14 protein-coding genes and 1 tRNA gene are annotated in these 19666 nt (G+C 70.0%); 8 read left to right on the top strand and 7 right to left on the bottom strand.

Features of this window, described 5'->3' with window-relative positions:
• Positions 1-110 precede the first annotated feature (110 nt).
• Positions 111-1094, top strand: coding sequence for a helix-turn-helix transcriptional regulator (locus tag ABT122_RS12900; RefSeq protein ID WP_351549707.1), 984 nt, complete (start codon positions 111-113; stop codon positions 1092-1094).
• 386 nt (positions 1095-1480) lie between these two features.
• On the opposite strand, the gene ABT122_RS12895 is transcribed toward ABT122_RS12900, so the two are convergent.
• Genes ABT122_RS12895 through dnaK form a run of 4 tightly spaced genes read right to left on the bottom strand, consistent with a single transcriptional unit; the run spans position 1481 to position 5680 of the window.
• Complete coding sequence (locus ABT122_RS12895) at positions 1481-1933, bottom strand: heat shock protein transcriptional repressor HspR (protein ID WP_351549704.1); 453 nt, start codon at positions 1931-1933, stop codon at positions 1481-1483.
• Between the two features lies 1 nt (position 1934).
• Positions 1935-3131: a molecular chaperone DnaJ gene (dnaJ, locus tag ABT122_RS12890; protein WP_351549701.1), complete on the bottom strand. Its 1197-nt coding sequence runs from the start codon at positions 3129-3131 to the stop codon at positions 1935-1937.
• Between the two features lie 39 nt (positions 3132-3170).
• Complete coding sequence (grpE, locus tag ABT122_RS12885; RefSeq protein WP_351549698.1) at positions 3171-3824, bottom strand: nucleotide exchange factor GrpE; 654 nt, start codon at positions 3822-3824, stop codon at positions 3171-3173.
• On the bottom strand, positions 3821-5680 hold the full coding sequence (gene dnaK, locus ABT122_RS12880) for a molecular chaperone DnaK (protein ID WP_351549695.1): 1860 nt from the start codon (positions 5678-5680) through the stop codon (positions 3821-3823). Before dnaK ends, grpE begins: the two co-directional genes overlap by 4 nt.
• 296 nt (positions 5681-5976) lie before the next feature.
• Here dnaK and ABT122_RS12875 point away from each other — a divergent pair, with 296 nt between their 5' ends.
• The 3 genes from ABT122_RS12875 to ABT122_RS12865 all read left to right on the top strand — a co-directional run bounded on the left by ABT122_RS12875 (position 5977) and on the right by ABT122_RS12865 (position 10227).
• Positions 5977-6678 (top strand): sugar transferase, encoded by a 702-nt coding sequence (locus ABT122_RS12875; protein WP_351549692.1) that lies wholly within the window; start codon positions 5977-5979, stop codon positions 6676-6678.
• Between the two features lie 128 nt (positions 6679-6806).
• Positions 6807-9089, top strand: a complete 2283-nt coding sequence (locus tag ABT122_RS12870; protein WP_351549689.1) for a heterodisulfide reductase-related iron-sulfur binding cluster — start codon at positions 6807-6809, stop codon at positions 9087-9089.
• A 199-nt stretch (positions 9090-9288) separates the two neighbouring features.
• Complete coding sequence (locus tag ABT122_RS12865) at positions 9289-10227, top strand: Yip1 family protein (RefSeq protein ID WP_351549686.1); 939 nt, start codon at positions 9289-9291, stop codon at positions 10225-10227.
• Between the two features lie 78 nt (positions 10228-10305).
• Here ABT122_RS12865 and ABT122_RS12860 read toward each other — a convergent pair whose 3' ends face one another.
• The 3 genes from ABT122_RS12860 to dcd form a co-directional block, all read right to left on the bottom strand.
• Positions 10306-11841, bottom strand: a complete 1536-nt coding sequence (locus ABT122_RS12860) for an FG-GAP repeat protein (protein WP_351549683.1) — start codon at positions 11839-11841, stop codon at positions 10306-10308.
• Positions 11842-11981: 140 nt separating this feature from the next.
• Positions 11982-12479 (bottom strand): phosphoribosyltransferase, encoded by a 498-nt coding sequence (locus ABT122_RS12855; protein WP_351549681.1) that lies wholly within the window; start codon positions 12477-12479, stop codon positions 11982-11984.
• Between the two features lie 2 nt (positions 12480-12481).
• Positions 12482-13057, bottom strand: a complete 576-nt coding sequence (dcd, locus tag ABT122_RS12850; protein ID WP_351549678.1) for a dCTP deaminase — start codon at positions 13055-13057, stop codon at positions 12482-12484.
• Between the two features lie 495 nt (positions 13058-13552).
• Between dcd and ABT122_RS12845 the strand changes: the two genes are divergently transcribed.
• From ABT122_RS12845 to ABT122_RS12830, 4 genes are all read left to right on the top strand, one after another.
• A tRNA-Gly gene (locus ABT122_RS12845) sits at positions 13553-13626 on the top strand.
• Between the two features lie 275 nt (positions 13627-13901).
• Positions 13902-14255 (top strand): hypothetical protein, encoded by a 354-nt coding sequence (locus tag ABT122_RS12840; RefSeq protein ID WP_502976135.1) that lies wholly within the window; start codon positions 13902-13904, stop codon positions 14253-14255.
• Positions 14255-14905, top strand: coding sequence for a hypothetical protein (locus tag ABT122_RS12835; protein ID WP_351549672.1), 651 nt, complete (start codon positions 14255-14257; stop codon positions 14903-14905). Before ABT122_RS12840 ends, ABT122_RS12835 begins: the two co-directional genes overlap by 1 nt.
• A gap of 3 nt (positions 14906-14908) precedes the next feature.
• Positions 14909-19657, top strand: a complete 4749-nt coding sequence (locus ABT122_RS12830) for a putative T7SS-secreted protein (protein WP_351549669.1) — start codon at positions 14909-14911, stop codon at positions 19655-19657.
• Positions 19658-19666 lie beyond the last annotated feature (9 nt).

Raw genomic sequence — 19666 nt, 5'->3', positions numbered from 1 at the left:
TTTTGATCATTCCTCCTCCCCCGCGCATAAGACGATGTCTCACTCCGAACGCTTGCACCAGCGACGGCAGGCATCATGTTCCTGTAATGCAGGAGCCTGAGGGGGTGCATATGACGTCGAACGAGGGCGAATTCGGACACCCTCATGCAGACGGCGAGTTGTGCGAGGCTGGGAAAAGTCTGTACATCACCGCTCTTCGTACCGGTCGAATCGCCCGGTCGGAAGCGGAACCCACACCCTGCCTCTTCGATCTCGCCCTGCTGCACCCGGACCCCGACGACGCGCAGTGGCTCCGTCCGGTGCCGCCGACCACCGCGCTGACACAGCTGATACACCCCATTGAGCGGGAGATCCAAGAGCGCCGACGCCGAACGGTGGCTCTGACCGACGCTCTTGAGCCATTCATGGCGTTCACCGCTCAGAATTCCACCGCTCCCCAGGGCGTAACCGTCCTGGAGGGCCTCAACCGCATCAACTCGACCCTCGACCAGGTCACCGCCGACTGCACCGAGGAACTGCTCACCGTCCAGCCGGGCAGCGGCCGGCAGCCGCACATCCTGGAGAAGGCGCTGCGCAGGGTGGAACCGCTGATCGAGCGGGGTGTGCGGATGCGGACGCTCTACCAGCACACCGCCAGGCACCACCCGGCGACGCTCGCCTATATGGAGCAGGTCGGGCCCTCCGGGGTGGAGGTGCGGACGCTGGAGGAGATAATCGACCGGCTGATCATCGTGGACCGCAGGGTCGCCTTCATCCCGGCGAGCAGCGACCGGCTCTCGGCGCTGGAGCTGCGGCACAAGGGGATCGTGGAGTATCTCGTCGGGGTCTTCGAGCAGTTCTGGCTGCACGGACTGCCCTGGGAGGAGCCGGTGAGCTACGGACCGGACCTGGACGGCATCACCGGGGTGCAGCGATCCATCGCGAAACTGCTGGTGGAGGGGCATGTGGATGAGGCCATCGCCCGTCGGCTCGGGATGAATGTCCGGACCTGCCGGGCCCATATCGCCAAGCTGGGGTCGTCGCTGGGCAGCGGCAGCCGCACCCAGCTGGGGTATCTGATCGCGCAGTCGAAGCTCCTGGAGCACGACTCCTGACGCCCCGTGCGGTGCGCCCGCCCGGCCCCGAGGGGCCGGGCGGGGCGGAAAGGCCAAAAACCATCGCCCCCGGTGCGGACGCACCGGGGGCGATGTCGATGGCGGGGGCCGTGGGAGCCCCTTACGGGCCGCCTGACAGCCTGTCCGCCCCGGGGCGCCGCCGGGGGGCCGGACGGGGGCGGTACGCGGCCGAGCGGCCCCCAGGGCGGTTCATCCGCCGCGGAGCCGCTCGGACCCTGCGAAACCTTCCGGCCAGGGAGACCGGAGGCCGGGCACCGGGACCGGCGCGGACGCCGGGCAGAACCGCCGGGACCCCGGCCGGGACCGGCGGCCGGTCTCCGGGGCGGCCGGGACCCGCGCGGGCCGCCGGCCCCCGGGCCGGCCGGTCAGTCCCCGGACCCGGGCCGCTTGGGGCGCCACACCACCAGCGCGCTCGCCTGCTGCACATCCTGGTACGGCACGAGATCGCGCCGGTAGGAGGCGTGCACCTGGGCCTCGCGCTGCTGGATCGCCACCGCCGCGTTCTCCACGGCGGACGACAGCTCGGCCACCCGCGCCTGGAGCGCGGCGACCTGGTTCTCCAGCTCGATGATGCGCTTGATCCCGGCGAGGTTGATGCCCTCGTCCTGGGACAACTGCTGGACGGTGCGCAGCAGCTCGATGTCCCGGGCGGAGTAGCGCCGCCCCCGGCCGGGGGTGCGGCCGGGCGAGACCAGACCCAGCCGGTCGTACTGCCGCAACGTTTGCGGATGCAGACCGGAGAGCTGAGCCGCCACCGAAATGACATACACCGGCGACTCTTCGGTCAGCTCGTAGGGATTGCGGCGCCTTCCGTCCATGTCATGCTCCCTTCGCGGCCTGGAACAGCTCGGCCCGCGGGTCCTCCTCCGCGGTGGCTTCGCGGTAGGCCTCCAGCGCTTCCTTCGCCTTGTCGCTCAGCTCCTCGGGAACCGCGACCTCGACGGTGACCAGCAGGTCACCCCGGGTGCCGTCCTTGCGGACCGCTCCCTTGCCGCGGGCGCGCATGGTCCGGCCGCCCGGTGTGCCGGCGGGCAGCTTCAGGGTGACCGGGGGGCCGCCCAGGGTGGGCACCTTCACCTCGCCGCCGAGCACCGCCTCCGGGTAGGAGACCGGCACGGTGACGGTGAGGTTGTCGCCCTTGCGGCCGAAGACCGGGTGGTCGCCGACATGGACCACCACATACAGATCACCGGCCTGGCCGCCCCGCTCGCCGGGGGCGCCCTTGCCGCGGAGCCGGATGCGCTGGCCGTCGGAGACGCCCGGCGGAATCCTGACCTGCATGGTGCGCGAGGAACGGGCGCGCCCGCTGCCCTTGCAGACCTCGCAGGGGTCCTGGGCGATCAGGCCCCGGCCCTTGCAGTCCACACACGGGTCGGTGAGCGAGAAGGAGCCGCTGCCGCCGCGCGAGACCTGTCCGGTGCCGACACAGGTCGGGCACACCCTGGGGGTGCCGTTCTTGTCTCCGGTGCCCGCGCAGGCCTTGCACGCCGCCGAACTGGACATCCGCAGCGGGACCGTGGCCCCGTCGACCGCCTCGGTGAAGCTGAGCGTCACCTCGGACTCGATGTCCTGGCCGCGCCGGGCCTGGGTGCGCGGGCCGGCCGTACCGGCGCCGCGGTTGAACAGTCCGCCGAACACATCGCCGAGACCGCCGCCGAAGCCGCCGGCCCCGGGGCCGCCCTGGGCCCCGCCCTGGGCGCCTCCGAAGAGGTCGCCCAGGTCGAAGTTGAAGGAGCCGCCCCCGGGAGCGCCCCCGGGGCCGGCCCGGAAGCCGCCGTTGCCGAAGAGGGCGCGGGCGTCGTCGTACTCCTTGCGCCGCTTGGGGTCACCGAGGATGTCGTTCGCCTCGGAGATCGACTTGAAGCGCTCCTCGGCCTTGGTGTCACCCTTGTTGGCGTCCGGGTGGTACTCGCGGGCGAGTTTCCGGTACGCCTTCTTGATCTCGGCCTCGGTGGCGTCCTTGGGGACGCCGAGAACCTTGTAGTAGTCCTTCTCGACGAAGTCCTTCGTGCTCATCGACGTCCCTCCTTCCGGACGGTTCCTGTCCGTCGCGCGTCAGCCCTCTTCCGGGCCACCGCTCTCCTCGTCGTTCGCCGCGTCGTCCTTGCCGGACGCGGGCGCCGCCCCCGGCTGGGGCTCGGCCACCGCGACCCGGGCGGGCCTGATGGTCCGCTCGCCGATGCGATACCCCGGCTGGAGCACCGCGACGCATGTGGTCTCGGTGACATCCGGGGCGTAACTGTGCATCAGCGCCTCGTGGATCGTCGGGTCGAAGGGCTCGCCCTCCTTGCCGAACTGCTGGAGGCCCATCTTGGCCGCCGCGGTCTCCAGGGACTCGGCGACGGACTTGAAGCCGCCGACCACCTCCCCGTGCTCCCGGGCGCGGCCGATGTCGTCCAGCACGGGCAGCAGCTCGGCCAGGAGGTTCGCCGTGGCGATCTCCTTGACCGTGACCCTGTCCCGCTCCACCCGGCGGCGGTAGTTCTGGTACTCGGCCTGGAGCCGCTGGAGGTCGCCGGTGCGCTCGCCGAGCGCCGTGCGGGCCTGGTCCAGCTGGGCCGTCAGGCCGGTGATCTTCGCTTCGTCCCCGGCCGGGGCCGCCTTGCTCTCCTCGTCGGAGGGCTCGGCGGCCTCGGCGGCGGCATCGTCAGAGGTGGCGCCGGAGGGGACGTCGGGCTTCTCGTCGAAGCCCGGAGTCTCCTCGGTCACGCCGCACCGCCCTTGGTGTCCTTCTCGTCGTCGACGATCTCGGCGTCCACGACATCGTCATCGGCCTTGGCCTGCTGGCCGGCGCCGGCGTCGCCCGGGGCGTCACCGGCGGGCTGCTGGGCCTGGGCGTCGGCGTACATCGCCTGGCCCAGCTTCTGCGAGACGGCCGCGACCTTCTCGGTGGCGGTGCGGATCTCCGCGATGTCCTCGCCCTTGAGCTTCTCCTTCAGCTCACCGATGGCGGTCTCCACCTCGGTCTTCACATCGCCCGGGACCTTGTCCTCGTTGTCCTTGAGGAACTTCTCGGTCTGGTAGACGAGCTGCTCGCCCTGGTTGCGGGTCTCGGCGGCCTCGCGGCGGCGGTGGTCCTCGTCCGCGTACTGCTCGGCCTCCTGGCGCATCCGGTCGACCTCGTCCTTCGGCAGCGAGGAGCCGCCGGTGACGGTCATCTTCTGCTCCTTGCCCGTGCCCAGGTCCTTCGCGGTCACGTGCATGATGCCGTTGGCGTCGATGTCGAAGGAGACCTCGATCTGCGGGACCCCGCGCGGGGCCGGCGGCAGACCGGTCAGCTCGAACATCCCGAGCTTCTTGTTGTACGCCGCGATCTCGCGCTCGCCCTGGTAGACCTGGATCTGCACGGACGGCTGGTTGTCCTCGGCCGTGGTGAAGATCTCCGAGCGCTTGGTCGGGATCGTGGTGTTGCGCTCGATGAGCTTGGTCATGATGCCGCCCTTGGTCTCGATACCGAGGGACAGCGGGGTGACATCGAGGAGCAGGACGTCCTTGACCTCGCCCTTGAGGACACCGGCCTGGAGCGAGGCGCCGATGGCGACGACCTCGTCCGGGTTCACGCCCTTGTTGGCCTCCTTGCCGCCGGTCAGCTCCTTGACGAGCTCGGCGACGGCGGGCATCCGGGTGGAACCACCGACGAGCACCACGTGGTCGATCTCGGAGAGGGCGATGCCCGCGTCCTTGATGACGTTGTGGAAGGGGGTCTTGCAGCGGTCCAGCAGGTCCGAGGTGAGCTGCTGGAACTGCGCCCGGGTGAGCTTCTCGTCCAGGTGCAGCGGGCCCTCGGCGGACGCGGTGATGTAGGGCAGGTTGATCGAGGTCTCGGTGGAGGAGGACAGCTCGATCTTCGCCTTCTCCGCGGCCTCGCGGAGACGCTGGAGAGCCATCTTGTCCTTGGCGAGGTCCACGCCGTGGCCGTTGGCGAACTGCTTCACCAGGTAGTCGACGACACGCTGGTCCCAGTCGTCACCACCGAGGTGGTTGTCGCCGTTGGTCGCCTTCACCTCGACGACGCCGTCGCCGATCTCCAGCAGCGAGACGTCGAAGGTGCCGCCGCCGAGGTCGAAGACCAGGATCGTCTGGTCGTCCTTGTCCAGGCCGTAGGCGAGGGCCGCGGCGGTCGGCTCGTTGACGATGCGCAGGACGTTGAGGCCCGCGATCTCACCGGCCTCCTTGGTGGCCTGGCGCTCGGAGTCGTTGAAGTACGCCGGGACGGTGATGACCGCGTCGGCGACCTTCTCGCCGAGGTACGCCTCCGCGTCCCGCTTGAGCTTCTGCAGGATGAAGGCGCTCATCTGCTGCGGGTTGAAGTTCTTCCCGTCGATCTCGATCTTCCAGTCGGTGCCCATGTGGCGCTTGACCGACCGGATGGTCCTGTCGACGTTGGTGACCGCCTGGCGCTTGGCCACCTCGCCGACCAGCACCTCGCCGTTCTTCGCGAAGGCGACGACGGACGGCGTGGTCCGGGCGCCCTCGGCGTTGGTGATGACGGTGGGCTCGCCGCCCTCCAGAACGCTGACGACCGAGTTGGTCGTGCCCAGGTCGATGCCGACCGCACGTGCCATGTCAATTCCTCCAGCTGACTACTTGAGTGGATCTGGCTCAAGGATGCACGACCGGCCTCCCGGAGTCAACAGACCTGAGTCGCCCCCGCTCAACTTTTATCCCAGCCTTATCCGCACCCCTGCCGCCGGGGGCGGCACCCCCGCCCCCGTCCGGCCGGGTCGCGCCGGGCGCCACCGGGGCGCGCGTGGCGGAGCCGCCCTCGCCCCGCCCCATCTGGAAGAGTGTGCCCGCAATGCTCCTTAAAGTACCCCTTGGGGTGCTTGTGGCAGTCACGGGTCAAGGGCGGCGGCGGCTCATGGCGGAACCCTCCTCGCGGACAACCGGCTCCCCGGGCCACCCCGGCCGCCCCCGCTCCCCGGGCCCCCGGAGCCGCCGGAGCCGGCAGGATCGCCCGGGTCGCCGGAGCCGGCACGGCCGCCCGGACCACCCGGGCCTCTCCCGGGCCAAGCGCGCGCTGGACCTGGCCGGCGCTTCGGCTCTGCTGCTCCTGCTGGCCCCGCTGCTGGCAGCGCTCGCGGTGGCCGTCGCCACCGGCTCCCGGGGCCCGGTCCTCGCCCCCGCCCGGCGCGCGGGCCTCGGCGGGCGGCCCTTCACCATGCTCAGATTCCGCGCCGCCCCGGCCACCCGCACGGGCCGGCTGCTCCACCGCCACTTCCTCGAACACCTGCCGCAGCTCATCAATGTCGTACGGGGCGAGATGTCCCTGGTGGGCCCGCGCCCGCTCGCCCCCGCGACCGCCGCCGCCGCGGACGGGGCCCGCGCCAGAGCGGCCGTACGCCCCGGGATCACCGGCCCGTGGCAGACCGGCGGGCGCTCGGAGCTGCCGTGGGAGGAGATGGCGGTGCTCGATCTGCACTACGCGCAGGAGTGCTGGCTGGGCCTGGATCTGCTGCTTCTGGCGCGCACCCCCGGGGCGGTGCTCCGGGGGCGCGCGCCGGGGCTCGCGGCGCTCCCGCGGGCGCGGCCGGGCCCGCGCGGCCGGGGAAGGGTCGCCTGAGCGACACAGATCACCGGTCGGGTGGCTACAGTGCGGCGAAAAAGGTGGGTAGTGTCAGCACGGACTGATTAAGTTACCGCTTAGTAGTGTTGACGATCCCCCACCTCGCAGGCCCGAGGAGCCCCGAAATGCAACTCGCCGCGATCATCGTGTCGCTGGTCCTGACCGTGGTCGGCGTTGCGCTCATCGCCCGAGCCGTCGCCCAGATCTACCGGTTCGTGAAGCTCGGCCAGCCGGTGCCGTCGGGCAGCCGCACCGACAGCCCACGCCTCCGGACGATCACCCTCGCCAAGGAGTTCCTCGGCCACACCCGGATGAACCGGTGGGGCATCGTGGGCTTCGCGCACTGGTTCGTCGCGATCGGCTTCCTCACCCTCCCGCCGACGCTGGTCCAGGCGTACGGACAGCTCTTCCGCGCCGACTGGGTGCTGCCGGTCATCGGCGGCTTCGTCCCCTTCGAGATGTACACCGAGTTCATCGGCCTGATGACCGTGGTGGGCATTGTGGTGCTGATCGCGATCCGGCTGCTGAACCTGCCCTCCCGGGCGGGCCGCAAGTCCCGCTTCGCCGGCTCCAAGGCCTGGCAGGCGTACTTCGTCGAGTACATCATCCTCACCATCGGCCTCGCCATCCTCGTCCTGCGCGGACTGGAGGGCGCGATCCACCACGTCGACGGCTACGAGGCCGCGTACTTCGTCTCGTACCCCCTCGTCCTGCTCTTCGACGGACTGGCCACCGGCACCCTCCAGACCTGGATCTACTTCACCGCCATGGTGAAGATCGGCACCTCGCTGATCTGGATGATCACGGTCTCGCTCAACACCAACATGGGTGTCGCCTGGCACCGCTTCCTCGGCTTCCCCAACATCTGGTTCAAGCGGAACGCGGACGGCGCGCCGGCCCTCGGCGCCCTGCGGCCGATGACCTCCGGCGGCACCGAGATCGACTTCGAGACGGTCTTCGACGACGGCGCGGAGGAGGCGGTCTTCGGCGCCTCCCAGGTCGAGCACTTCTCCTGGAAGGGCATCCTCGACTTCTCCACCTGCACGGAGTGCGGACGGTGCCAGTCGCAGTGCCCGGCCTGGAACACCGGGAAGCCGCTCTCCCCCAAGCTCCTGATCATGTCCCTGCGCGACCACGCGCACGCCAAGGCCCCCTATCTGCTGGCCGGCGGCGGAAAGACCATGGAGGGCGAGGAGAAGGCGTCCGCCGAGGCCCTCAAGGACGTGCCCGCCGCCGCGCTGGCCGAGGCCGAGCGCCCGCTGATCGGCACCCTGGAGGAGAACGGGGTCATCGACCCGGACGTCCTCTGGTCCTGCACCACCTGCGGGGCGTGTGTCGAGCAGTGCCCGGTCGACATCGAGCACATCGACCACATCGTCGACATGCGCCGCTACCAGGTCATGATCGAGTCGGCGTTCCCGTCCGAGGCGGGGACCATGCTCAAGAACCTGGAGAAGAAGGGCAACCCCTGGGGCCTGGCGAAGAAGCAGCGCGTCGAGTGGACCAAGGAGGTCGACTTCGAGGTGCCGATCGTCGGCAGGGACATCGAGGACCTCTCCGAGGTCGACTACCTCTACTGGGTCGGCTGCGCCGGCGCCCTGGAGGACCGGGCCAAGAAGACGACGAAGGCCTTCGCCGAGCTGCTGCACATCGCGGGAGTGAAGTTCGCGATCATGGGCGGCGAGGAGAAGTGCACCGGTGACTCGCCGCGCCGGCTGGGCAACGAGCCGCTCTTCCAACAGCTCGGCCAGGAGAACGTGGCGATGCTGAACATGGCGTTCGGCGAGGACGACGAGGACGAGTCGACCAGGAAGCCGAAGACCGCCAAGCGGATCGTCGCGACCTGCCCGCACTGCTTCAACACCATCGCCAACGAGTACCCGCAGCTGGGCGGCGAGTTCGAGGTGATCCACCACACCCAGCTGCTCCAGCACCTGATCGACGAGGGCCGGCTGACCCCGGTGACCCCGGTCGACGGCCTCATCACCTACCACGACCCCTGCTACCTGGGCCGCCACAACAAGGTCTACACGCCGCCGCGCGAGATCATGTCGGCCGTCCCCGGCCTGCGCCAGCAGGAGATGCACCGCCACAAGGAGCGCGGCTTCTGCTGCGGCGCGGGCGGCGCCCGGATGTGGATGGAGGAGCGGATCGGCAAGCGCGTCAACACCGAGCGGGTGGACGAGGCGCTGTCGCTGAACCCGGACATCGTCTCCACGGCCTGCCCGTTCTGTCTGGTGATGCTCACCGACTCGGTCAACGGGAAGAAGAACGACGGCTCGGCGAAGGAGAGCCTCCAGGTCGTGGACGTGGCCCAGTTGCTCCTGGACTCGGTCCGGACGCCGCCCCAGGACCCGGCTCCGCCGGCGGAGCCCGAGGACGCGCCGGAGCCGGAACCGGCACGGTAGTCCGCACGGCGGTCCGCAGGGTGGTCCGCACGGCGGTCCGCAGGGTGGTCCGCACGGCGGTCCCCTCCGCCGGCGTCCCCCGGGGCCCCGATCCCGGGCCCCGGGGACCCCTTAGGGGATGTCACAGGTCGGCAGCAAAGGACCGCTGTGGACCGTTCCGCCGGTACTCGGCGGGCCCGGAGCGGGTACGTTCGAGGGCGTGGCTGGATTCAGGATCGGACGCGGCCGGAGCAACCGCACGCAGCAGCAGCAACCGCGGCAGGCGCCGCCACCGTACGGCGGTGACCGTGCGGCGCCTCGCCCTCCGCACGCGCAGCAGCAGCAACCGCACCCACCACCGCCGCAGTGGCCCCAGTCCCCTCAGCCGCCCCGGTCCCCCGGCGGCCGGCGCGGGGCCCCGCATCCGCAGCACGGCGAACCGGAGTACTTCGGCGACCCGTACGCCCAACAGCAGCAACCCCCCTACGGCGGCGGCCCGGCCGCGCCCCACGACCCGTACGCGAACAGCCCGGGCCACACCCAGGCGTTCCGGGTCGACGACCCCTACGGCCAGGGCGAGACCTACCAGGCGGGCCACGCCCCCGCGGCCCCGGCGGGCCCCCGGCTGCCGTGGAAGCAATTGCTGACCGGCATGGTGACCCGCCCGGGCCCGACCTTCCTCCAGATGCGGGACTACCCGGTGTGGGGCCCCGCGGTGGTGGTCACCCTGATCTACGGCATGCTCGCGATCTTCGGCTTCGACAAGGCGCGCGAAGAGACGATCAACGCCACGATCTCGTCGGCGATCCCCTATGTCCTGACGACCGGTGTCGCCTTTGTGATCGGCGGCCTGATCATGGGCGCGGTCACCCACACCCTGGCCCGCCAGCTCGGCGGTACGGGCGCCTGGCAGCCGACCGTCGGCCTGTCCATGCTGATCATGTCGATCACGGACGCGCCGCGGCTGGTCTTCGCGATGTTCCTGGGCGGCGAGAACTCCCTGGTGCAGGTGCTGGGATGGATGACCTGGCTGGCGGCGGGGGCGCTGTTCACGGTGATGGTGGGCAAGTCGCACGATCTGCCGTGGCCGAAGGCGCTGGGGGCCTCGGCGATCCAGCTGATCGCCCTGCTGTCGATCATCAAGCTGGGCACGATCTGAGCCTCCGGCGCGCGTCGCGCCCCGGAGGAACGTCTGTGGGCCCCGCCGTGACGGCGGGGCCCACAGACGTTCCGGGGCCTACTGGTCGTGCCAGATGTAGCGGGTGCGGGAGGTGTCCAGGGCGGCCCCGAAGTTCGGGAACCCGACCGGGTCGAGACCGACCAGCTTGGCCCAGAGGAGCTTCGCCCCCTCGGTGCCGATGGCGGCACCGTCGGAGTACAGGACGAGGGCGGAACCGTCCCCGTTGCTGTCCCCGGGGGCGCCGGCGACGAGGTCGGCGGCCCTGTCGCCGTTGAGGTCCTGGAGCATCAGCGCGCTGCCGAGCACCTCACCGCCGTTGGCCGCTCCGGGTACGCCGGGGGTGGCGTGGTGGAAGTACTGCGTGCCCGCCTCGGTGTCGACGCCCCGCGCGGTGCCGCGCAGCACCGTGACCGTGCCCATGTAGTAGGAGACGCCGCCTCCCCCGGGGCTGAGCCTCATGTTCTCGTCGGGGGCGCCGATCGCGAGGTCGAGCCGCCCGTCGCCATTGATGTCCCCGACCGCCACCGCCCGGCCGAACTTGTCCCAGCCCTCGGAGTCGCCGCGGATGGCGCCGGACTCCTGCGTGATGGTCCGGGTGCGCGCCGAGGGCCCGCGCGAGGAGCCGTGGGTGATGACGACCTTGCCGCCGGGCGGGCCGTCCGGCGTGCCCCGGCCCCACCACACCCCGGTGACGATGTCGCCGTATCCGTCGCCGTCGAGATCCCCGATCGCCCCGCTGTCACCACCCGGCATCCGCTTGCCGCCGGCGGCGCTGGGCCCCGAGGCCGAGCCGGGCACGTAGTGGTTGACGTTGTGGTACTTGCCGTCGGTCGCCGACTTGACCGGGTTCAGACCGTTCACCATGAGGTCGTCGCGGCCGTCCTTGTTGACGTCACCGGCGGTGAGGTTCAAGATCCCGGCACCGGCCGCAGCGCGCAGGGGCAGGGGGCGCGCGGACACCGCTCCCGGCTTCCCGGCCCTGGAGATGCCCCGGCTGAAGACATGGAGGGTGGCCGAGGTGGTGCCCACCGCCAGATCGTCGGTGCCGTCGCCGTCGAAGTCGCCGGCGGCGAGGGAGGCGCCGAACCGGTCGTGCCGATCCGGCGCCGGGTCGGTCAGCGTGGACCCGCCGGAGAGCCCCTGCGGGGACCCCCACAGGATCTGCACCGTACCGGCGTCGGCGTCGCCGCCCACGTCCTCCCGGACGGCGGAGACCGCGAGGTCCGAGAAGCCGTCGGAGTCGAAGTCACCGGCGGTGGTGGCCGCCCCGAAGAAGTCGAGCGGCTCCGCGCCGTCCGGGACACCCGCCGTGTTCTGGCTGATGTTGGTGTGCCGGCCGGCGGATACGCCCGCCGGCGAGCCGTAGAACGCGGTGACCGCGCCGGCTCCGTCGACCCGGTCCACCCGCGCTCCCGGCGAGGCGACCGCGACATCACGGATGCCGTCGCCGTTGAAATCGCTCTTCACCCCGGCGGCTGCCGGGGCCGCGACGGCGGTACCGGCGGTGACCGTGATCAGCCCCCCGGTGAGAACCGCCGCCACGGAGGCGGCCAGAAACGTTCGACAGCTCGATGCCACGGAAGGATCTCCCATCGTCGCGACCCCTTCGGCCGACACCGTTGGGACCCGCCTGACGGCGAGATGGTTGTACGGGGAATCCCAGCCACCCGGCCGGGACCCCGGGGCACCGGGGTCCCGGCCGGGGGCGGCCGGGCGCCTGCTCCCGGACCCGCTCAGGCGTCGAGGATCTGGCCCTCGCGCCGGACGACGGGCGGCTCGACCGACCAGGGGAAGTTGATCCAGTCGTCGGTGCGCTTCCAGACGTACTCGCACTTCACGAGGGAGTGGGACTTCTCGTAGATGACGGCGGAACGCACCTCGGCGACATGGTCGACACAGAAGTCGTGGACCAGCTTCAGCGTCTTCCCGGTGTCGGCGACATCGTCCGCGATCAGGACTCGCTTATTGGAGAAATCAATCGCATTCGGCACCGGGGCTAGCATGACCGGCATTTCGAGAGTCTCATTCACTCCCGTATAAAATTCAACATTCACCAAATGAATGTTCTTGCAGTCGAGCGCGTACGCCAGGCCGCCGGCCACGAAGACGCCGCCGCGCGCGATCGACAGGACGACGTCGGGCTCGTACCCGTCGTCCGCGATGGTCTGCGCCAGTTCCCGGATCGCGCCGCCGAACCTGTCGTACGTCAGGTTCTCCCGTACGTCACTCATGCTCACACCTGCGTCCGGTGGAAGTTCTTGAACGAGCGGGAGGCCGTGGGCCCGCGCTGCCCCTGGTAACGGGAGCCGTACCGCTCACTGCCGTACGGGAACTCCGCCGACGACGACAGCCGGAACAGACAGAGCTGGCCGATCTTCATCCCGGGCCAGAGCTTGATGGGCAGCGTCGCGAGATTCGACAGTTCGAGGGTGACGTGACCGGAGAACCCGGGGTCGATGAACCCCGCGGTCGAGTGGGTGACGAGCCCGAGCCGGCCGAGGGAGCTCTTTCCCTCCAGCCGCGAGGCGAGGTCGTCCGGCAGGCTGATGACCTCGTAGGTCGACGCCAGGACGAATTCCCCCGGGTGGAGAATGAAGGCCTCATCGCCCTCCGGCTCGACCGTCCGTGTGAGATCGGCCTGCTCGACGGCCGGGTCGATATGGGGATAGCGGTGATTCTCGAACACCCGGAAGTAGCGGTCGAGCCGCACATCGATGCTCGATGGCTGCACCATGGATTCATCGTAGGGATCGATGCGTACGCGTCCGGCGTCGATCTCGGCCCGGATGTCCTTGTCTGAGAGAAGCACCCCCCGAGGATACGCAGAGCGCGCGGACCCGCCCGACCCGGACGGCTCCGCGCGCCCCTTCCTCAGCGTTCGCCACTCCCCCGCCGACTCCTCACCACCGCTACCGCCGCCGCGCCTCCACCGGCACCACACTGCGCAACCGCGCACACCGGGGACACCGAACGAGCCGCGCGGGCCCGATCCGTCCGGCCCCGAGCTGCTGCATCGGAAACGAGGCGGTGGCGAAAACGTGCCCTTCGGCACAGCGGACGACGGTGCGCTCCAACAAGTCCATCGAGTCCCTTCCCCAACAAATGCGGACGAACACCCACATTAGGGGATGAACAAATCGGACTCGCGAGCGGCACTCCGCCTCCCCACCGTACGCCCCAACTGCCGCCCGCGAGACCCGCGTCGACGGGGCCCGGGGGCCGGGCGCGTCGCGCGTTGTACCGGCCGGGGCGGGGATGGGGTAGAGTGAGCGGCGCTGCGGTTCTGGATCACCGGGATGGCTGCGCGGGTGTAGTTTAATGGTAGAACATGAGCTTCCCAAGCTCAGAGCGCGAGTTCGATTCTCGTCACCCGCTCCATAGAAAAGCCCCGGGCCAGCGGCCCGGGGCTTTCGCGTTGTCTAGACCAATTGTTTGGGCAGTGTGCCCTTTGCCTGCCGATGGCAAAAATGATCGTGTCAGAGGACTCCGGACTGCCCCTGTCTCGTCGCGCCCGCGGAAGCGACCCGCCCGTCGACGGGTTTCCTGGCGGTCTCGCTTGGCGGGGGCCTACGGTGCTGGTGGGTTCGAGAGCCGGAGGGGGTTCCGTGGTGGGTACGGGGTTGGCGGAGCGGATCGCTGAGGGGCGGGCCGGGGTGGGTGATCCCCGGGCGCTGGTGGGGGAGTTGCGGCGGTCGCTGGTGCTGGTGCCGGTGGCGGACGGCGGGCTGTGGACGGCCGAGTTCGGTGGGGTGCGGTGGGTGTGCGGCTTCACTGATGAGGGGGCGCTGGCGCGGTTCGCGGCGGCGCGGGGTGAGGCCGGTCGGTCGTGGGAGTTCGCCGAGATGCGTGGCGCGCGGTTGCTGGACGAGGTGGTTCCCGCGTTGGGCGCGCCGGCCGGTGTGGCGGTGAACATCGCCGATGGGGATGGGTCGATGCTGTTTCCGCCGGTGGTGGGGATCGTGCCGGACGCGGTGGCCGTGGACGCGGGCCAGGGGGGTGTGCGCTGATGGGCGGCGCGGAGGATCTGGGCGTTTCCCGGGAGAGCGTGCAGCGGATCACCTCGGGGCTGCGGTCGGCGGTCGCGGAACTGGGTGAGATCGGTACCGGAACCGGTTCGCTGATGGGCAAGGGCCTCTCGGAGCTGTCGATGACCGGGATGGAGGCCGGGCACCACGGGCTGTCGACGGATTTCGAGGACTTCTGCGAGCGGTGGGAGTGGGGGGTGCGGGCGCTGGTCCAGGACGCGAACACGATCGCGGCGAAGCTGGGGCTGGCGGCAGGGCTGGTCTGGGAGGAGGACCGGTACATCGAGGGGACGATGAAGGTCGCGGTGAACGCCGCCGTCGGCAATCCGCACGCCTCGGAGGACGAGATCGTGGAACAGGGGTGGGGCGAGGTCCTCCGACCCGACTATCTGGACCCGGACTACAGCGCGGAGTCGTTCGAACGGGCCCGTGAGGAAGCCGGTCAGACGTGGAAGGACACCGGGCGGGCGGTGCTGACCGAGGGTCTGGGCGGGCAGCGGGTCAGCGCGATCAATGACCTCATCGGCGTGGACCAGGAGCAGTTCGACAGGGCTGTTGACCGTACGTTCGGGCCGTCTGCGGAGGATCGGGCTGCTGAGCAGCGGGGGCAGGGTGGCGGCGGGGGGAGCTGAGTCGTGGGTATCGGGGACATTGCCAGTGATCTGACGCCGGATGTGGTGGAGGACGCGGTTGAGAAGGGGACCGAGTGGGTCGGTGAGCGGGTCGAGGATGCGGGGGACTGGACGGCGGACCGGCTCGATGACGTCGGCTGGGAGTCGGGGTCGGACTGGGTCCGGGACAAGTCCCGCTCGCTGGCCAACCGCATGGGCGCCGAAGTCGACGAACTCGACCTAGGGCAGAGCGAGGACAAGACCAGGCTGGTCCACGGGTCGCCGTCGAAGCTGCGGTCGACGGCCTCGCATCTGAAGGATCTCCAGAAGGCGTTCGACAGTGTCGGCAGGGGGCTGGGGGGTCTGGATTCGGCGTCGTTGAAGGGGCAGGCGGCGGACGCGTTCCGGGCGACGGTGCAGATCGAGCCGCCGAAGTGGTTCAGGGCCGCTGACGCGTGTGAGAAGGCCGCCGGGGCGCTGGAGGCGTTCGCGGGGACGGTGGAGTGGGCGCAGGGGCAGGCGCAGACGGCGATCGGCTTGTGGAAGGCGGGGACGAAGGCGTCCGCGGACGCTCTGGACGCGCACAACGCGAGTGTGGCGTCCTACAACAAGGCGGCCGACCAGTACAACGCGAAGCCCGCAGACCAGCGGGACCCCTCCTCGCTGCCGCCGAAGCCGGGCGAGTTCTCCGACCCGGGCAGGGCGCGGATGGAGCAGGCGCAGGAACTCCTCGCCGAGGCGCGCAAGCAGCGCAATACCGCGGCGGCCACGGCGCGCGCGGCGGTGGCCGCGGCCCGGGACGCGGCCCCGCCCAAACCCTCGTACGCCGCGCAGGCCGCGGACGGCCTGGCGGAGTACGAGGTCCTCAGGACCCACTTCGGCGCGGGAATCGTCAAGGGCACGGCCGGGCTGGTCACCTTCGCCCGCAGCCTCAACCCCCTCGACCCCTACAACCTCACCCACCCCGCCGAGTACGCCCTCGCCCTCAACAACACCGCCGCCGGCCTCGTCCAGGTCGCCAACGACCCCGCGGGCGCCGGCAAACAGATGATCAGCAACTTCATGAAGGACCCCGCCGAGGGCCTCGGCCGGCTCGTCCCCGACCTCCTCCTCACCGCCGCCACCGGCGGCGCCGGAGCCGGCGTCAAAGGCGCCCGCGTCGCAAAAGAGGCCGCCGACCTGGCCAACGACGCCCGCAAGCTCGAACGCGCCGCTCCCGAGGGCACCCACAACCGCCCGGACGGTGAACGTACGACCGGGGGCACCGACCCGGTCGATCTCGCCTCCGGCCGCATGTTCCTGCCTCAGACCGATGCGGTCCTCCCGGGCGTGCTGCCGCTCTCCTTCACCCGCCGGGCGGAGTCGGGCTACACCGCGGGCCGGTTCTTCGGCCCCTCCTGGTCCTCCACCGTCGACGAACGCCTGCAGATCGACGCCACCGGTGTCATCCACATCACCGACAACGGGCTGCTGATCACCTACCCGCACCCGGTACCGGGGCTGCGCACGCTTCCGGAATCAGGGACCTCACGGAGCGCCCTGAGCCGCGACGACGCCGGCGACTACACGCTCACCGACCCCGAGACCCGGCTGACCAAGCACTTCACCGGCCCTCCCTGGGCTGAGCCCGGGAACGACGGCACCGCCTGGCTCGTCCAGATCACCGACCGCAACAACAACACCATTACCCTGGACCGCGCTGACGACGGCACGCCCCTGGCCCTCGTCCACTCGGCTGGCCACCGCCTCGTCCTGACCGTGGCCGAGGGCCGAGTCACCGGACTGAGTCTGATGGACGGCACGGGAACGATCCATCCCCTGAAGTCCTACGGCTACGAGTCCGGCAACCTCTCCGCCATCACCCAACCGTCCGGGTCAGCCCTCAGCCTCGAATACGATGACGCCCGCCGGATCACGGCCTGGACCGACTCCAACCGGAGCCGGTACGCGTATGTGTACGACGAGCACGACCGGGTGATCGCGGCAGGAGGCGAGGCGGGGCACGTCGCACTCGCGCTCTCCTACAGTCGCCCCTCCCCCGCCACAGGCCACCGCGTGACCACCCTGACCACTGCCGACGGCCACACCACCCGGCACCTGATCGACGCCAGGTGCCGGGTCCTTGCCACCACCGACCCGCTCGGCCACACCACTCGGTACACGTACGACAGCCACGGCAGACACCTCACCCGTACCGACCCGCTCGGCCGCGTCACCGACTTCATGTACGACGAACAAGGTCACCTGCTCACCGTCACCCGCCCCGACGGCAGTCGGCTCACGACGAAGCGCGACCCGTCGGGAAGCCACATGGAAACGCGAGGACCGGACGGCGCGCGCCGTCTGCAGGAGTTCGACGAGCAGGGCAACCTGACAGCCGCCACCGACGCGGCCGGGCACACCACCCGTTGGAACTTCGACGCACAGGGGCGGCCGACCTCGGTCACCGACGCGCTCGGGGCCACCACCACGATCCGCTGTGACGCAGCCGGTATGCCGACGGAGGTGACGGATCCCACGGGTGGCACCACCCATGTGAAGCGCGACGCACTGGGGCGCCCTGTGCTCATCACTGATCCCGTCGGCGGCACCACCCGTCTCGAGTGGGACGCGGACGGCCGACTGGCCCGCAGGGTGGCCCCGGGCGGCGCCACCGAATCGTGGACATACGACGGCGAGGGCAACTGCCTCACCCACACCGATCCGGTCGGCGGCGTCTCGTCCTTCGACTACACCCACTTCGACCTGCCGACGGCCCGCACCCATCCGGATGGAGCCCGCTACTCATTCCGCTACGACGCCCATCTGCAGCTCACCCAGGTGGTCAATCCCCTGGGGATGACATGGGGTTACGCGTACGACGCGGCCGGCCGCATGATCTCGGAGACCGACTTCGACGGCCGCACCGTGTCTTACCACTACGACGCCGACGGACAGCTCAGCTCCCGCACCGACGCCCTCGGCCAGACCATCTCGTTCAAGCGCGACCGGCTCGGTCGAGTCATCGAGAAGGATGCCGACGGGCGAGTGACCGTCTACAGCTACGACCACGCCGGACGCCTTCTGCAGGCGTCGAGCCCGGACAGCGAACTCCTCTACCGGTACGACCGCCGAGGCCAGGTCAAGACCGAGCTGGTAGACGGATACGCCATGGACTACGCGTACGACGCTGCGGGGCGCCGTACTCGCCGCACTACACCCACCGGGCAAGTGACCACGTACGCCTACGACAGCGGTGGACGACCCGCACACCTGACGGCAGGAGGCTGCCGGGTCGGCTTCACCCACGATGTCGCCGGGCGGGAAACAGCCCGCGTATTCGGCGGCTTCTTCACCGTCGCCTCGGCCTGGGACGAGGCCGGACGGCTCTCTGCCGAGGAACTGAACGCCGATGGCCGCGCACTCAACGGCCGGAGTTACGCCTACCGCTCGGACGGTCATCTCGCTGAACTGTCCGACCGGCTGTCGGGCTCACGTACCTTCGACCTCGACGCGGTCGGCCGGGTCACCGCGGTGCATGCGCGAGGCTGGACAGAGCGTTACGCCTACGACGCCAACGGCAACCAGACCGAGGCCGTCTGGCCTGCCACACATCCGGGCAGCGACGGCACCGGACCCAGGTCCTACACCGGCACGAAGCTCATTCGGGCCGGAGGCAGCCATTTCGAGTACGACGACCTGGGGCGCGTCACCCTCCGCCGAAGGGCCCGGCTCTCCCGCAAGCCCGAAATCTGGCGTTACACATGGGACGCCGAAAGCCGTCTCACTTCGGTGATCACCCCGGACGGCACCCGCTGGCGCTACAGATATGACCCGCTGGGACGTCGCACCGCCAAGCAGCGCCTGTCCACCGACGGCGGGACCGTCGTCGAAGAGGTCAGGTTCGCCTGGGACGGCCTCACCCTCTGTGAACAGACCATGCGAGAGCCCGATCTCCCGAACACCGTTGTCCTCACCTGGGATCACCGCGCCGGAGTCCCTCTCGCCCAGACCGAACGCATCCTGACCGCGGACACCCGTCAGGACGAGATCGACCGGCGATTCTTCGCTATCGCCACTGACCTCGTCGGTGCCCCCACCGAACTCGTCGACGAGTCGGGCGACATAGCCTGGCGCACCCGCACCACCATCTGGGGTACCACTGCCTGGGCCCGGACGAGTACCGCCTACACCCCTCTGCGCTTTCCGGGCCAGTACTACGACCCGGAGACCGGCCTCCACTACAACCTCTTCCGCCACTACGATCCGGAAACCGGCCGCTACGTCTCCCCCGACCCTCTCGGTCTGGCGCCCGGGCCCAATCCCGTCGCCTATGTCGACAACCCCTTCACATGGTGCGATCCGCTGGGCCTCATGCCGAAGTGTCCCAAGGAGAGGGCCCGGAAGGTTTCCGACCAGGTGATCGAACGGGCCCAGGAAGGGAAGATGAGGAAGTCCGGCAACTACCACGCCGACACACGACACCAGTTCAGCGACGACCGGGTTCTGGAGATCCTCAAGAACCCCGACGCGGTCTACCACTCCCAGGGGCAGCGGGGGAACCTCACCTTCCGGCAAGGAGAAGACGTCGTGATTACCAAGGGGCCAGGTGCCGGCGCGGGCGATGTCATCACCGCGTACGGTCCTTCGGGGACCCGAGGGGAAAGCGGTGCGAAGGCATTCGGCGGGTCGCCCGACGACCCCGGCCTGCCGGTGACCCATGACGATATTGTGAACGGCAATATTCCGGACAGCCGAGGCGGCACGTTGGCGCCCGCCGATCAAATCCGATGAGGTGGGACA

The organism is Streptomyces sp. NPDC001985, assembly GCF_040296845.1.
GTDB lineage: Bacteria > Actinomycetota > Actinomycetes > Streptomycetales > Streptomycetaceae > Streptomyces.
Note: the sequence above shows the minus strand (reverse complement) of the source record. Positions and strands in the feature narration are given on the sequence as shown.

Bases quoted from the DNA above. Each gene is read 5' to 3' on its own strand.
- ABT122_RS12895 (WP_351549704.1), bottom strand. From the start codon at position 1,933: ATGGACGGAAGGCGCCGCAATCCCTACGAGCTGACCGAAGAGTCGCCG.
- ABT122_RS12855 (WP_351549681.1), bottom strand. From the start codon at position 12,479: ATGAGTGACGTACGGGAGAACCTGACGTACGACAGGTTCGGCGGCGCG.
- ABT122_RS12875 (WP_351549692.1), top strand. From the start codon at position 5,977: ATGGCGGAACCCTCCTCGCGGACAACCGGCTCCCCGGGCCACCCCGGC.
- ABT122_RS12860 (WP_351549683.1), bottom strand. From the start codon at position 11,841: ATGGGAGATCCTTCCGTGGCATCGAGCTGTCGAACGTTTCTGGCCGCC.
- ABT122_RS12870 (WP_351549689.1), top strand. From the start codon at position 6,807: ATGCAACTCGCCGCGATCATCGTGTCGCTGGTCCTGACCGTGGTCGGC.
- ABT122_RS12900 (WP_351549707.1), top strand. From the start codon at position 111: ATGACGTCGAACGAGGGCGAATTCGGACACCCTCATGCAGACGGCGAG.
- dnaK (WP_351549695.1), bottom strand. From the start codon at position 5,680: ATGGCACGTGCGGTCGGCATCGACCTGGGCACGACCAACTCGGTCGTC.
- dnaJ (WP_351549701.1), bottom strand. From the start codon at position 3,131: ATGAGCACGAAGGACTTCGTCGAGAAGGACTACTACAAGGTTCTCGGC.
- ABT122_RS12835 (WP_351549672.1), top strand. From the start codon at position 14,255: ATGGGCGGCGCGGAGGATCTGGGCGTTTCCCGGGAGAGCGTGCAGCGG.